Source organism: Streptomyces sp. NPDC005485 (assembly GCF_040606085.1).
Taxonomy (GTDB): Bacteria; Actinomycetota; Actinomycetes; order Streptomycetales; family Streptomycetaceae; genus Streptomyces.
This window is the reverse complement of sequence record NZ_JBEXDZ010000096.1, coordinates 1-13,886: the sequence shown is the minus strand read 5'-3', so window position 1 is coordinate 13,886 and position 13,886 is coordinate 1. Positions and strand designations below refer to the sequence as shown.

At 69.9% G+C, this 13,886-nt stretch carries 12 protein-coding genes; 2 read left to right on the top strand and 10 right to left on the bottom strand.

All coding sequences use genetic code 11. From position 1 onward, the window contains the following. Positions 1-32: 32 nt before the first annotated feature. Entirely contained in the window at positions 33-1,295 is a 1,263-nt protein-coding gene (hisS, locus tag ABZS97_RS27900) for a histidine--tRNA ligase (protein WP_356141786.1), read from the bottom strand. A gap of 11 nt (positions 1,296-1,306) precedes the next feature. Continuing rightward, complete coding sequence (locus tag ABZS97_RS27895; RefSeq protein WP_356141784.1) at positions 1,307-2,014, bottom strand: MBL fold metallo-hydrolase; 708 nt, start codon at positions 2,012-2,014, stop codon at positions 1,307-1,309. Positions 2,015-2,192: 178 nt separating this feature from the next. Here ABZS97_RS27895 and ABZS97_RS27890 point away from each other — a divergent pair, with 178 nt between their 5' ends. Then, entirely contained in the window at positions 2,193-3,032 is an 840-nt protein-coding gene (locus ABZS97_RS27890; protein WP_356141782.1) for a peptidylprolyl isomerase, read from the top strand. Positions 3,033-3,167: 135 nt separating this feature from the next. Beyond that, on the top strand, positions 3,168-4,397 hold the full coding sequence (locus ABZS97_RS27885) for a DUF349 domain-containing protein (protein ID WP_356141780.1): 1,230 nt from the start codon (positions 3,168-3,170) through the stop codon (positions 4,395-4,397). A gap of 70 nt (positions 4,398-4,467) precedes the next feature. Here ABZS97_RS27885 and ABZS97_RS27880 read toward each other — a convergent pair whose 3' ends face one another. The 8 genes from ABZS97_RS27880 to ruvC form a co-directional block, all read right to left on the bottom strand. Further along, positions 4,468-7,002, bottom strand: coding sequence for a bifunctional (p)ppGpp synthetase/guanosine-3',5'-bis(diphosphate) 3'-pyrophosphohydrolase (locus ABZS97_RS27880; protein ID WP_356141778.1), 2,535 nt, complete (start codon positions 7,000-7,002; stop codon positions 4,468-4,470). Positions 7,003-7,197: 195 nt separating this feature from the next. After that, positions 7,198-7,746, bottom strand: a complete 549-nt coding sequence (locus tag ABZS97_RS27875; protein WP_356141776.1) for an adenine phosphoribosyltransferase — start codon at positions 7,744-7,746, stop codon at positions 7,198-7,200. Next, positions 7,743-8,858 carry a protein translocase subunit SecF gene (secF, locus tag ABZS97_RS27870; RefSeq protein ID WP_356141774.1) on the bottom strand — a complete coding sequence of 372 codons (1,116 nt, stop codon included), beginning with the start codon at positions 8,856-8,858 and terminating at the stop codon, positions 7,743-7,745. The genes ABZS97_RS27875 and secF overlap by 4 nt, the downstream gene beginning before the upstream one ends. A 1-nt stretch (position 8,859) precedes the next feature. Further along, entirely contained in the window at positions 8,860-10,629 is a 1,770-nt protein-coding gene (secD, locus tag ABZS97_RS27865) for a protein translocase subunit SecD (RefSeq protein ID WP_356141772.1), read from the bottom strand. 141 nt (positions 10,630-10,770) lie between these two features. Then, complete coding sequence (gene yajC, locus ABZS97_RS27860; protein ID WP_356141770.1) at positions 10,771-11,295, bottom strand: preprotein translocase subunit YajC; 525 nt, start codon at positions 11,293-11,295, stop codon at positions 10,771-10,773. Positions 11,296-11,458: 163 nt separating this feature from the next. Then, positions 11,459-12,529: a Holliday junction branch migration DNA helicase RuvB gene (gene ruvB / locus ABZS97_RS27855; RefSeq protein ID WP_356141768.1), complete on the bottom strand. Its 1,071-nt coding sequence runs from the start codon at positions 12,527-12,529 to the stop codon at positions 11,459-11,461. Between the two features lie 25 nt (positions 12,530-12,554). Next, the gene (gene ruvA / locus ABZS97_RS27850) at positions 12,555-13,163 is read right to left on the bottom strand and encodes a Holliday junction branch migration protein RuvA (RefSeq protein ID WP_356141766.1); all 609 of its coding nucleotides are present in this window, start codon (positions 13,161-13,163) and stop codon (positions 12,555-12,557) included. Further along, a complete protein-coding gene (ruvC, locus tag ABZS97_RS27845; protein ID WP_356141764.1) occupies positions 13,160-13,729 on the bottom strand; it encodes a crossover junction endodeoxyribonuclease RuvC in 570 nt (189 codons plus the stop codon). Before ruvC ends, ruvA begins: the two co-directional genes overlap by 4 nt. Positions 13,730-13,886: the final 157 nt, after the last annotated feature.

Sequence of the window (13,886 nt, the reverse complement as noted above, 5' to 3'; positions counted from 1 at the left end):
CCTCCGGCGTTTGAGGAACAGCGCGCTCGGCCTCAGCCCAGTCGCGCCCGGAGCTCACCCACGATCGCGTCCACCGCCACCGCCGTCTGCTCCCCCGACTCCATGTCCTTCAGCTGCACGACGCCCTCGGCGAGGTCGCGTTCACCGGCCACGAGGGTGTAGCGCGCGCCCGAGCGGTTGGCGTTCTTCATCGCACCCTTGAGGCCCTTCCCGCCGTACGAGAAGTCGGCCGCGACCCCCGCCTTGCGGAGCTCGGTGACCACGCCGAAGAGGACGCGGCGGGCCTCCTCGCCCAGCGGGACCGCGAACACGCTGGTGGCGGCGGGGAGTTCGAGCGCGACGCCCTCCGCCTCCAGGGCGAGGACCGTGCGGTCGACGCCGAGTGCCCAGCCGACGGACGGCAGCGCGGGGCCACCGATCATCTCGGACAGGCCGTCGTAGCGGCCGCCGCCGCCCACCGCGGACTGCGAGCCCAGACCGTCGTGGACGAACTCGAAGGTCGTCCGGGTGTAGTAGTCGAGGCCGCGGACCAGCTTGGCGTCGTCCTCGAAGGAGACGCCCGCCGCCGTGATCAGCTCGCGCACCTCCTCGTGGTACGCCTTGCAGGCATCGCACAGGTAGTCGCGCAGCAGCGGTGCGCCGACCAGCTGCTTCTGGACGGCGTCCCGCTTGTCGTCGAGCACCCGCAGCGGGTTGATGTCCGCGCGGCGGAGGGTGTCCTCGTCGAGGTCCAGGCCGCGCAGGAAGTCCTGCAGGGCGGCCCGGTAGACGGGGCGGCACTCCTTGTCGCCGAGCGAGTTGAGCAGGATGCGGAACTCGCGCAGCCCGAGCGACCGGTACGCCTGGTCGGCCAGGATGATCAACTCGGCGTCGAGCGCCGGGTCCTCGGCGCCGATCGCCTCGGCGCCCACCTGCGAGAAGTGCCTGTAACGACCCTTCTGGGGACGCTCGTAGCGGTAGTACGAGCCCGAGTACCAGAGCTTCACGGGGAGGTTGCCCACCTTGTGCAGGTTGGCCTCCAGCGCGGCGCGCAGCACGGAGGCCGTGCCCTCGGGGCGCAGCGCCAGCTTGTCGCCGCCCTTGGTCTCGAAGGCGTACATCTCCTTGGTCACGATGTCGGTGGACTCACCGACACCGCGCGCGAACAGCTCGACGCTCTCGAAGCCGGGCGTCTCGACGTAGCCGTAGCCGGAGTTGCGCAGCGGCGCGGCGATCGCCTCGCGCACGGCGAGGTACGTCGCGGAGTCGGGCGGCAGAAGGTCGTACGTGCCCTTGGGGGCCTGGAAGGTACTCACGGAAGGTCTCGTCACATTCCTCGTCGGGGAGCGTCCGTGCTCCCGAGGCCGACGGCCACTTCCCGCAGATACGGGTTGGTGGCGCGCTCCTGGCCGATGGTCGTCTGGGGGCCGTGGCCGGACAGCACCACGGTCGAGTCGTCGAGCGGCAGGCACACACGGCCCAGCGAGTCGAGGATCTCGGCGTGGGAGCCGCCGGGCAGATCGGTGCGTCCGATGGAGCCGGCGAAGAGCAGATCGCCCGAGAAGAAGACCGACGGAATGTCAGCGGTCTCGGGCATCCTGAACGTCACCGACCCCTTGGTATGGCCGGGCGCGTGCGCGACGGAGAAGTCGAGGCCGGCGAGGGTCAGCCCGGCGCCGTCGGTCAACTCCCGCACATCGTCCGGCTCCCCCACGGTCAGCTCGCCCATCAGCGGCATCCCGATGGAACGGCCGAGCGCCTTCTCCGGGTCGCTCATCATGTAGCGGTCCTCGGGGTGGATCCAGGCCGGCACGTCGTGCGCGCCGCACACCGGGACGACCGAGGCGACATGGTCGATGTGGCCGTGCGTGAGGATGACCGCGACGGGCTTGAGCCGATGTTTCGCGAGCGCGTCCTCGACTCCCTGGGCGGCCTGGTGGCCCGGGTCGATGATCACGCACTCCTCACCCGCGGCGGGGGCGACCAGGTAACAGTTGGTCCCCCAGGCTCCTGCGGGGAACCCGGCAATGAGCACGATCGTCCTTCGTTGTGTCGATACGGGATGGCTTCAGGATGACTGCGCCAGTGGTCAGAGCCTACCGGCGCTGCCGTTTCCTCAGCGAACCCATATACGGTACGGGGCACACGCAGGCGGTCGGCTCACAAGACGCACGCGTCCCACTTGACGTACGAGACGCATGAGGAGAAAACCCGTGGTCAGCCAGGAGCAGCGGCGGCGTCAGCTCGCCCGGGAGAAGTTCTTGCGGCAGCAGCAGCGGCGTACGGCCGCGCGACGCAAGACGCGGATGCGCAATTCGGTGGCCGCGTCGGTCGTCGGCGTCGTCGTCGTGGGCAGTGTGGTGTCGTACGCGACGGGGGTCTTCAAGGACGACGGCAAGAAGGCCAACGCCGGCGCGGAGGTCACCCCGAGCGCGTCCGCCCCCACCAAGGCGCCGGACCCGTGCAAGAAAGCCGCCGCGGGCAAGGTGAAAACGCTGAGCTACAAGAAGGAGCCGGCGATCACCATCGACAAGTCCGCGAAGTACACGATGGCGCTGGACACGACCTGCGGCGCGATAGACATCGCCATGGACGCGTCGACGACCCCGCACACGGTGAACTCGTTCGACTTCCTGGTCAACAAGGGCTACCTGGACCACACCAAGTGCCACCGTCTCGTGACGGCGGGCATCTTCGTGCTCCAGTGCGGTGACCCGAAGGGCACCGGCATGGGCGGTCCCGGGTACACGATTCCGGACGAGAACCTCAAGGACAAGCGCCTGAAGGGGAAGACGTATCCGGCCGGCACGGTGGCCATGGCCAACCAGTACAACGCGCAGACGAAGAAGGGCCGCAACACCGGCGGCAGCCAGTTCTTCCTGGTCTTCCAGGACAGTCCACTCCCCGCCGACTACACACCGTTCGGCACGATTTCCGAATCCGGGATGAAGGTCCTTAAGAAGATCGCGACGGCCGGCGAGAGCACCGGGCAGGGCGACGGGGCGCCGAACGCGACGGTCGTGATCAACAAGGCCACGGTGAAGAAATCCTGACCCCCAACTGCGAAATTTCGGTCGCGCGGGATGCGGACAGCCGCCCCGCCGGTCGCCTATGTTGGCCGTGACGAAACTGTGGACGATGCCCGGGGGCGCTGAGGCCCTCTGCAGGCATCATGTGGAGGAGGCGCTGTGAGCAGCGACCCGTGGGGCCGCGTCGACGAGACGGGGACCGTGTACGTGCGTACGGCCGACGGCGAGCAGGTCGTCGGTTCCTGGCAGGCCGGTTCGCCTGATGAGGCGTTGGCCTACTTCGAGCGCAAGTACGAGGGCCTGGTGGTCGAGATCGGCCTCCTCGAAAAGCGAGTGAAGACCACCGACCTGTCGGCGAAGGACGCCCAGACCGCCATCGACCACATCCGCGAGCAGGTGGTCGCCCATCACGCGGTCGGCGATCTGGACGCGCTGAAGGTGCGGCTGGACAAGCTCGTCGAGACGGTCGACGCACGCCGCGAGGAGCGCAAGGTCCAGCGGGCCAAGCAGTCCGACGAGGCGCGGCACGCCAAGGACGCGCTGGTCGCCGAGGCGGAGGAGCTGGCGCAGTCCGACCAGTGGCGGGCGGCCGGTGAGCGGCTGCGTGCGCTGGTGGACACCTGGAAGGGCCTGCCGCGGCTCGACCGAAAGTCGGACGACGAGCTGTGGCACCGCTTCTCGCATGCCCGCTCGGCGTTCTCCAAGCGCCGCAAGGCTCACTTCGCGTCGCTGGACGCGCAGCGCGAGGACGCCCGCAAGACCAAGGAGAAGCTGGTCGCGGAGGCCGAGTCGCTGTCCGCCTCGGCGGACTGGGGCCCGACCGCGGCGCGCTACCGCGAGCTGATGGCGGAGTGGAAGGCCGCGGGCCGCGCCCAGCGCGAGCACGAGGACGACCTGTGGAACCGCTTCCGCGGTGCCCAGGACGTGTTCTTCGCGGCGCGCAGCTCGGTCTTCGCCGAGCGGGACGCGGAGCAGTCGGAGAACCTGAAGCTCAAGGAGGAGCTGGCCGCGGAGGCCGAGAAGCTCCTCCCGGTGACGGACCTGAAGGCGGCCCGTGCGGCCTTCCGCTCCCTCAACGAGCGCTGGGAGGCCATCGGCCACGTGCCGCGCGACGCCCGTCCGAAGGTGGAGGGCCGGATGCACACGGTGGAGCGGGCGCTCCATGAGTCCGAGGAGACCGAGTGGCGCCGGACGAACCCGGAGGCACGCGCGCGTGCCGAGGGTCTGACCGGCCAGCTCCAGGCCGCCGTGGACAAGCTCCAGGGCCAGATCGAGGCGGCGCGCACCGCGGGCAACACCTCGAAGGCCGACAAGCTCCAGAAGGAGCTGGACGGCCGTCAGGCGCTGCTGGACCAGGCTCTGAAGGGTCTGCAGGAGTTCGGCGGCTGAGTTTTCCCGCTGCTACGCAGAAGGGGCTTCCGTACATCGTGTACGGAAGCCCCTTCTACGTAGTGCGTGGTTACGGCCTGCGCGCCGACGTCACCCGGTACACGTCGTAGACCCCTTCGACGCCCCGTACGGCCTTCAGGACGTGGCCGAGGTGCTTGGGGTCGCCCATCTCGAAGGTGAACCGAGAGGTGGCCACCCGGTCGCGGGAGGTCTGGACGGCCGCGGACAGGATGTTGACGTGCTGGTCCGAGAGGACGCGCGTGACGTCCGACAGGAGCCGGGAGCGGTCCAGGGCCTCGACCTGGATGGCGACCAGGAAGACCGACGACTGGGTGGGCGCCCACTCGACCTCGAGGATGCGCTCGGGCTCCCGGGACAGCGAATCGATGTTGACGCAGTCGCTGCGGTGAACCGATACGCCGCTGCCGCGGGTGACGAAGCCGATGATCGGGTCTCCGGGTACGGGCGTACAACAGCGGGCGAGCTTGACCCACACGTCGTCGACGCCCTTGACGACCACACCGGGGTCGTTGTTGCTGCGGCGCTTGCGGCCTCGGCCGTGCGCCGGCGGAACCGACTCGTCGATCTCCTCGGTGGCCGCCTCCTCGCCGCCCAGCGCCTGCACGAGCTTCTGCACGACGCTCTGCGCGGCGACATGGCCCTCGCCGATCGCCGCGTACAGCGACGAGATGTCGGGGTAGCGCATCTCGTGCGCGAGGGTGACCAGCGAGTCGCCGGTGAGGATGCGCTGGATCGGCAGGTTCTGCTTGCGCATGGCGCGCGCGATGGAGTCCTTGCCCTGCTCGATCGCCTCGTCGCGGCGCTCCTTGGAGAACCAGGCGCGGATCTTGTTGCGGGCGCGCGGCGACTTCACGAAGCCGAGCCAGTCGCGGGAGGGGCCCGCGCCGGCCGCCTTCGAGGTGAAGACCTCCACGAGGTCGCCGTTGTCCAGGGTGGACTCCAGCGGCACGAGACGGCCGTTGACCCGTGCCCCTATGGTCCGGTGGCCGACCTCCGTGTGCACCGCGTACGAGAAGTCGACGGGCGTCGCACCGGCCGGCAGCGCTATCACGTCACCCTTCGGCGTGAAGACGAACACCTCGTTGCGGGACAGGTCGAAGCGCAGGGACTCCAGGAACTCGCCCGGGTCCTCGGTCTCCTTCTGCCAGTCGAGGAGCTGGCGCAGCCACGCCATGTCGTTGAGGTGGTCGTCCTTGCCCGTGGTCCTCGGCGCGTCAGAGCGCACCTTGGAGGTGCCGGCGACGGCCTCCTGCTTGTACTTCCAGTGCGCGGCGATGCCGTACTCGGCGCGGCGGTGCATGTCGAACGTGCGGATCTGCAGCTCAACAGGCTTGCCGTTGGGGCCGATCACCGTCGTGTGCAGTGACTGGTACATGTTGAACTTGGGCATCGCGATGTAGTCCTTGAACCGGCCGGGGACCGGGTTCCATCGCGCGTGCACGGTGCCGAGGGCCGCGTAGCAGTCGCGGACGGTGTCCACGAGGACGCGGATGCCCACCAGGTCGTAGATCTCCGCGAAGTCACGGCCGCGGACGATCATCTTCTGGTAGACGCTGTAGTAGTGCTTCGGGCGGCCGGTGACGGTCGCCTTGATGCGGGCCGCGCGCAGGTCGGACTGGACCTCGTCGGTCACTATGGCGAGGTATTCGTCGCGCTTGGGGGCGCGCTCGGCGACCAGGCGGACGATCTCGTCGTACATCTTGGGGTAGAGGATCGCGAAGGCGAGGTCCTCCAGCTCCCACTTGATGGTGTTCATGCCCAGGCGGTGGGCGAGCGGCGCGTAGATCTCCAGGGTCTCGCGCGCCTTCTTCTCCTGCTTCTCGCGCTTGAGATAGCGCATGGTGCGCATGTTGTGCAGGCGGTCGGCGAGCTTGATGACCAGGACGCGGGGGTCCTTGGCCATGGCGACGACCATCTTGCGCACGGTCTCGGCCTGGGCGGCCTCACCGAACTTGACCTTGTCGAGCTTGGTGACGCCGTCGACGAGCAGGGCGACCTGGTCGCCGAAGTCCCGCTTGAGGGTGTCGAGGCCGTACTCGGTGTCCTCGACGGTGTCGTGCAGCAGGCCCGCCATCAGCGTGGCGGGATCCATGCCGAGTTCGGCGAGGATCGTGGTCACGGCGAGCGGGTGCGTGATGTACGGGTCACCGCTCTTGCGCTTCTGGCCGCGGTGCCAGCGCTCGGCGACCTGGTAGGCCCGCTCGACCTGGCGCAGCGTCGACGTCTCGATCTTCGGGTCGTTGCCGCGCACGATCCGCAGCAGCGGTTCCAGGACCGGGTTGTACGGGTTGGAGCGCTGCACGCCGAGGCGGGCGAGGCGGGCGCGGACCCGGTTGGAGGAGCCGCCTCCGGTGCGGGCGGGCTGGCCGGCGGACGGACGGGCGGCGGGAGTGCTCGCCGGGCGTGCGGGCTCGGCGGGAGCGGGCTTGGGGCGTGGCTGCTCTGCCGCCTTGTCGCCGGGAGCCGCCTGGGCGTGCTCGACCGGGCCGCCGGCGGCGTTCTTCGCGCTCGGCGCGGGCGTGGCCGCAGGGCCCGAACTCTGCTCGGGCTTGGCGGCTGTCAGTGGCTGGGCCTCGTCTGGCAAGAGGGCTCCTCGTGCGCGGTCCGGGTCCCCCGGTCAGGCTCCGGAAACCCCATGGTAGCGATCCCGGGCTCCGGGCTCGCCTTCAGGCCGCCGAGACGACCTGGTACACGAGAAACACCGGAGGCGGGCGCCGGATTCCTCCGGGCCCGCCTCGGCGGTGTCGTACGGGTGCCTGAGACCTGTCGCAGGGGTGTCTCAGACCTTCAGCAGAGCCTCCAGCGGGGCACCGCTCAGGGCCGGCTCCAGACGGGCGCGGCCGCCCAGGAAGCCCAGCTCCATGAGGACGGACACGCCCGCTATCTCGGCGCCCGCCCGGCGGATGAGCTGCAGCGAGGCCTCGGCGGTGCCGCCGGTGGCCAGGACGTCGTCGACGACCATGACGCGGTCGCCCGCGGCCAGGTCCTCGGCGTGCACCTCGATCTCCGCGGAGCCGTACTCCAGGTCGTAGGCCTGGCTGAGCGTCGCTCCGGGGAGCTTGCCCGCCTTGCGCACGGGGATGAAGCCGACGCCGGCCCGGACCGCGGCCGGGGCGCCCAGGATGAACCCGCGCGCCTCCAGACCGACGATCTTCGTGGCGCCGTGCCGTACCGCAAGCTCGGCCAGCGCGTCGGTGAGCGCCTGGAACGCCGCCGGATCGGCCAGCAGCGGGGTGATGTCCTTGAACATCACTCCCGGCTCCGGGTAGTCGGGGACGTCGCGGATACGGCTGAGCAGCAGCGTCGTGATGTCCGTGAGCTCGGTCATCGGCGCTTCCCGGAGGGGCGGCCACGGCCGCGGTTGCGGGACGCGGGCTGGTTGCGGGGGCCGACGACCGCCGGGGCGGAGTCCTCCGCATCCTCGTCGTACGGCGCCTCGGTGACCGGCGCCTCCGCGGACTCGCCCTTCGCGGCGGCCGCGGCCCGCTTGGCGAGCACCCGCTTCTTGAGGGCCTTCATCTGCGGCTCGCGCTCCTTGAGGTCGGCGACGAGCGGCGTGGCGATGAAGATCGAGGAGTACGCACCGGCCGCGAGGCCGACGAACAGCGACAGCGAGATGTCGTTGAGCATGCCCGCGCCGAGGACACCGCCGCCGATGAACAGCAGGCCCGCGACCGGCAGCAGCGCGACGACCGTGGTGTTGATGGAGCGGACCAGGGTGCCGTTGATCGAGCGGTCGGCGATCTCGCTGTACGTCCAGCGGGTCTGCTTGGTGATGTCCTTCGTCTGCTCCTTGAGACTGTCGAAGACGACGACCGTGTCGTAGAGCGAGTAACCGAGGATCGTCAGCAGACCGATCACGGTGCCCGGGGTGACCTCGAAGCCGACCAGGGCGTAGATGCCGACCGTGATGGTGATGTCGTGGATCAGGGCCACCAGGGCGGCGATGGCCATGCGCCACTCGAAGGCGATGGCCAGGTAGATCACCACGAGGACCATGAAGATCGCGAGGCCCTGCCAGGCCTTGTTGGCGATCTGGTCACCCCAACTGGGGCCGACCAGGTCGGCGGCGATCTTCTCCGAGTCGATCTTGAGGTCCTTGGAGAGGTCCTCCTTGATCTGGTCGGACTTGCCGGTCTCGATGCCGGCGATCTGGATGCGCAGGCCGCCTTTGCCGAGCTTCTGGACGATCGCGTCGTGGCCAGAGGCGCCTTCCGCGTACTTCTCCGCATCGGCCACCGAGACGCTGGTCTTCTGCGTGGTGAAGACGGCGCCGCCCTGGAACTCGATGCCCATGTTCAGGCCGCGCACCGTCAGGCCGAGGATGGCCGTGATGGTGATCAGGATCGAGATGCCGTACCAGATCTTGCGCTTGCCGACGAAGTCGTAACCGATCTCGCCGCGATGCAGCCGGGCGCCGAGGGTGCCGAGTTTCGACATCTCACGCCTCCTTCGTGTCGACGGGGGCGGAGGGACGGCGGGTACGGCGCAGCGGGGGCTGGGCGCCGAGCCGCTTCGGGTCGAGGCCGGACCAGCTGTGGCCGCTCGCGAAGAACTTCTTGCGGGCGAGGATAGTCATCAGCGGCTTGGTGAACAGGAAGACGACGACGACGTCGAGCAGGGTGGTCAGACCCAGCGTGAACGCGAAGCCCTGGACCTTGCCGACGGTGACGATGAAGAGCACCGCGGCGGCGAGGAACGACACGAAGTCGGAGACCAGGATGGTGCGCCGGGCGCGCGGCCAGGCCCGCTCGACGGCCGGGCGCAGGGTGCGGCCCTCGCGGATCTCGTCCCGGATGCGTTCGAAGAACACGATGAACGAGTCCGCTGTGATACCGATCGCGACGATCGCACCGCAGACGGCCGGCAGGTTCAGGGCGAAGCCGATGGCCGGGCCGAGCAGCGCCATGAGCACGTAAGTCAGGATCGCGGAGACCATCAGCGAGGCGATGGCGACGAGCGACAGACCGCGGTAGTAGATCACCAGGTAGATGATGACCAGGGCCAGGCCGATCGCACCGGCGATCAGACCGGCGTGCAGCTGCTCGCCACCGAGGGCGGCGGTCACCGTGGTGACGCTGGCCTCGTGGAAGGTGAGGGGCAGCGCACCGTACTTCAGCATGTTCGCCAGGTCCTGGGCCTCGGTCTGGTCGAAGCCGCCGGTGATCTCCGCACTGCCGCTGAGCGTCTGGGTGACGGACGGGGCGGAGACGACCGCACCGTCGAGGACGATGGCGAACTGGTTCTGCGGGGGCTGGCTCTGCGAGAGCTTGGCCGTGATGGCGGAGAACTTCTTGGAGCCACCGGACGTGAAGTCCATGGTGACCTTCCAGCCCTGCGCGTTCGTCGTGTCGTAGACCGCGCCGGCCTTCTTGATGTCCGTGCCCGCGACCTCTGCCGGGCCGAGGATGTACTTCTCCCACTGCTTCGTCTTCGAGTCCTGGCCGCAGGCCACGGTGGGATCCTTGGCATCGACACCGTCACCGGCCTTGGCGCGCTGCGCCGGGACGGTGCAGTCCAGCTTGTCGTACGCCTTCTGGAGGTCCGCGGCGGCCTTCGCGGCGCTGCTGCTCGCGGACGGCGTGGGAGAGGCCTTGGTGGAGGCGGAGTTGCTCGCCGAGGGCGAGGAGTCGGCCTTCAGGGCGTCGGTGACCGCGCGGCCCTGCGAGGTGGCGGTGGCCGAGGGCGTCGCGGAGGCCGACGAGGTCGACTTGTCCGTGGCCTTCTCGGTGGCCGTGCCCGTGGCCTTGCCGGATGCGCTGCTGGAGGCGCTCGGTGAGGGGCTGGGCGAGGTGGCGGCGCCGGAGGCCGCATATGTCAGCACCGGGCGGAAGTAGAGCTTGGCGGTGGTGCCGACCTGCGCCCGGGCCTGCTTGGAGTTCGTGCCCTTGGGGATGTTGACGATGATGTTCTTGTCGCCCTGCGTCTGGACCTCGGCCTCGGAGACGCCAAGACCGTTGACACGGCGGTTCATGATGTCGACCGCGGTGTTCATGTTGGTCTTGTTGATCGCGTTGGGCTGGCCCGGCTCGTTCTGCGCCTCGAGCGTGATGCTGGTGCCGCCGGCGAGGTCGATGCCGAGACGCGGAGTGGTGTTTCCGGAGATGAACATCCCCCCGGTGAGCGCCGCGATGGCGATCAGGATGAGGGCCAGCGAGCGCCCCGGCCTGCTCTGGGCGCTCGCGCTCCGGCCCTTCTTCGGTGCTGCCACCTTCTCGTACTCCCTCTCGGGCCGCCCTGCGCCGGGTGAGCGCGGGGGCGGCCATGACATGGTGTCGGGATGCCGTGCGAGAACCGCACGTCCCGGGAGACGCGGGGCGCGAGCGGGTCGCGCCGCGCTTCCGGGGCGTGCCTACTTCGCGTCGGACTCGCCGTCGGTCTTCTTCGGCTCTGCTTCGTCGGCCTTGGGGGCCTCATCGGCCTTCGCCTCGGCGGGCTCGTCGGCCGCGTCGTCCTCGGCGGCGTCCTTCTTGACGAGGTCGAGGGGCTTGTCGGCGGAAGCGTCGGAAGAGGCGTCGTCGGCGGGCTCGTCGGTCTCGGTGAGGGAGGAGGCGTCGTCCGGGACGACCGATCCGTCCGCCTTCAGGTCGTGCTCGATGCCGTGCACGATGCGGTTGTACTCGTCGTCACTCAGGACGGCACCGATCGAGTTCTTGGCGAAGAGCAGGTCCACACCCGGGGCCGCGTCGAGGAGGACGGTCTCCTCGTTGACCTCCTTGACGGTGGCGTACATACCACCGATCGTGCGCACGCCGGAGCCGGGCTGCATCTCGTTGCGCATGGAAGCAGCCTGCGCCTGCTTCTTCTTGGCCGACCGGGTCATCAGGAACATGGCCCCGATGAGCACGATGAACGGGAGGAGGGTCACTGGACTCACGGGACGGAACTTCCTTCATTCGACCGCGATGGTGAGCGGCCTGATGGCTGGGGGTATGTGCGCCACCTACAAGGGCGGCATCGGCGGAGTCTAAGCGAGTCCGCACTCCAGGAACAACGCTCAGCATGGCACCGGGGTTCCTGACCCCGCGAGTACCGCGCCGTCACGCCCCGAACAGGTCCCCTTGTCCGTTTCCCCCGGTTGACCGGCGGGGCGGGGTGAGGCCGAGATGCGCCCATGCCGCGGGAGTGGCCACCCGACCACGGGGCGTACGCGCGAGCAGTCCCTCCCGTACGAGGAAGGGCTCGGCGACCTCCTCGACGGTCTCGCGCTCCTCCCCCACCGCGACGGCGAGCGTCGAGAGACCGACCGGGCCGCCGCCGAAGAGCTTGAGCAGGGCTTCGAGGACCCCGCGGTCCAGCCGGTCCAGGCCCCGGGCGTCGACCTCGTAGACCTTCAGTGCGGCGGCGGCGATCTCGCGGGTGATGATGCCGTCCGCCTTGACCTGCGCATAGTCGCGCACGCGGCGCAGCAGGCGGTTGGCGATGCGGGGCGTGCCCCGGGAGCGGCCGGCGATCTCGGCGGCGCCCGCCGCGCCGATCTCGACGTCGAGCAAGCCCGCCGAGCGGTGGATCACGCGCTCCAGCTCGGCGGGCTCGTAGAACTCCATGTGCGCGGTGAAGCCGAAGCGGTCGCGCAGCGGGGGCGGCAGCAGGCCCGCGCGCGTGGTGGCGCCGACGAGCGTGAACGGGGGGAGTTCGAGCGGGATGGCGGTGGCGCCGGGGCCCTTGCCGACGATCACGTCGACGCGGAAGTCCTCCATCGCCATGTAGAGCATCTCCTCGGCGGGCCGGGACATCCGGTGGATCTCGTCGAGGAAGAGGACCTCTCCCTCCTGGAGCGAGGAGAGGATCGCTGCGAGGTCGCCCGCGTGCTGGATGGCGGGGCCGCTGGTGATGCGGATGGGGGCGCCCATCTCGGCCGCGATGATCATCGAGAGGGTGGTCTTGCCGAGGCCGGGGGCGCCGGAGAGCAGCACGTGGTCGGAGGTGGCGCCACGCGCGCGTGCCGCGCGCAGGACGAGGTCGAGCTGCTCGCGGACCTTCTCCTGACCGATGAACTCGTCCAGGTCCTTGGGGCGCAGCGCGGCCTCGACGGCCTGGTCCTCGCGGTCGGCGACAGAGCCCACGAGCCGCTCGTCGGCGGGGGTGTCGGTCGTGTCGTCCCAGTTCATGTGTGTGCCTTACGGAGGTCGTCGGTCAGCGGGCGCGGTTCAGGGTCTGCAGGGCCGCCCTCAGCAGCTGACCCACCTGGGGCGTGCCCTCCGCGGCCTCGGCCTGCGGGGCGACCGCGGAGACCGCCTCGTCGGCCTCGCGGGTCGCGTAGCCGAGGCCGATCAGCGCGGCGTGCAGCTGGTCGCGCCAGCCGGTGGAGATCGGAGCACCGATCCCCGTGCTCGTCCCGAGGGGCTCGCCCAGCCGGTCCTTGAACTCCAGGAGGAGCTTCTGCGCGCCCTTCTTGCCGATGCCGGGAACGGCGGTGAGCGCCTTCTCGTCGCCGGTGGCGACCGCGCGGCGCAGCGCGTCGGGGGTGTGCACGGCGAGCATCGCCTGGGCGAGGCGCGGGCCCACGCCGCTCGCGGTCTGCAGCAGCTCGAAGGTCCCTCGCTCGTCGTCGTCCACGAAGCCGTAGAGAGTCAGGGAGTCCTCGCGGACGACGAGGGAGGTGGCGAGCTTGGCGGGCTGCCCCATGCGCAGTGTGGAGAGCGTGTTCGGGGTGCACTGGACGGCGATGCCGACGCCGCCCACCTCGACCACCGCGGCGTCGGGGGCGAGGGCGGCGACCGGGCCGCTGACGAAGGCGATCATGCGGTACGGCCTTTCGATGCGTGGTGCGAGGCGTGCGCGGCGACGGCCTGCTGGAGTCGGTTCTGCGCGACCGCCTGCTGGAGTCTGTTCTGCGCGGGGGCGCGCCAGATGTGGCAGATGGCGAGCGCGAGGGCGTCGGCCGCGTCGGCGGGCTTGGGCGGCGCTTCGAGCCGGAGCAGGCGGGTGACCATGGCACCGACCTGGGCCTTGTCGGCGCGTCCGTTGCCGCTGACGGCGGCCTTGACCTCGCTCGGCGTGTGCAGGGCGACGGGGAGACCGCGGCGGGCCGCGCAGAGCATGGCGACGGCACTGGCCTGGGCGGTGCCCATCACGGTCCGTACGTTGTGCTGGCTGAACACCCGTTCCACGGCGACGACTTCGGGTCGGTACTCATCCAGCCATTCTTCGATGCCCTGCTCGATGGCGACGAGTCGCAGGCCCAACTCGGCGTCCGCCGGGGTGCGTACGACTCCGACACCGCGCAGGGTCAGGGGCCGGCCGGCGACTCCTTCGACCACTCCGACACCACACCGGGTCAGCCCGGGGTCAACACCCAGTACCCGCACCCCAGCCCCCTTCTTCGATCGCGTGTTTGTGCAGGCTATCGGGTGCCGCTGACAAAGCGGCGGGGGGGGGCGGGGGGGTGGGCGCGGCCCCGCGCGGGGGGGGGGCGGGGCCGGGCCCGCGCGGCGGGGCGTGCGCGCAGAACCGCGCGGCCACTCT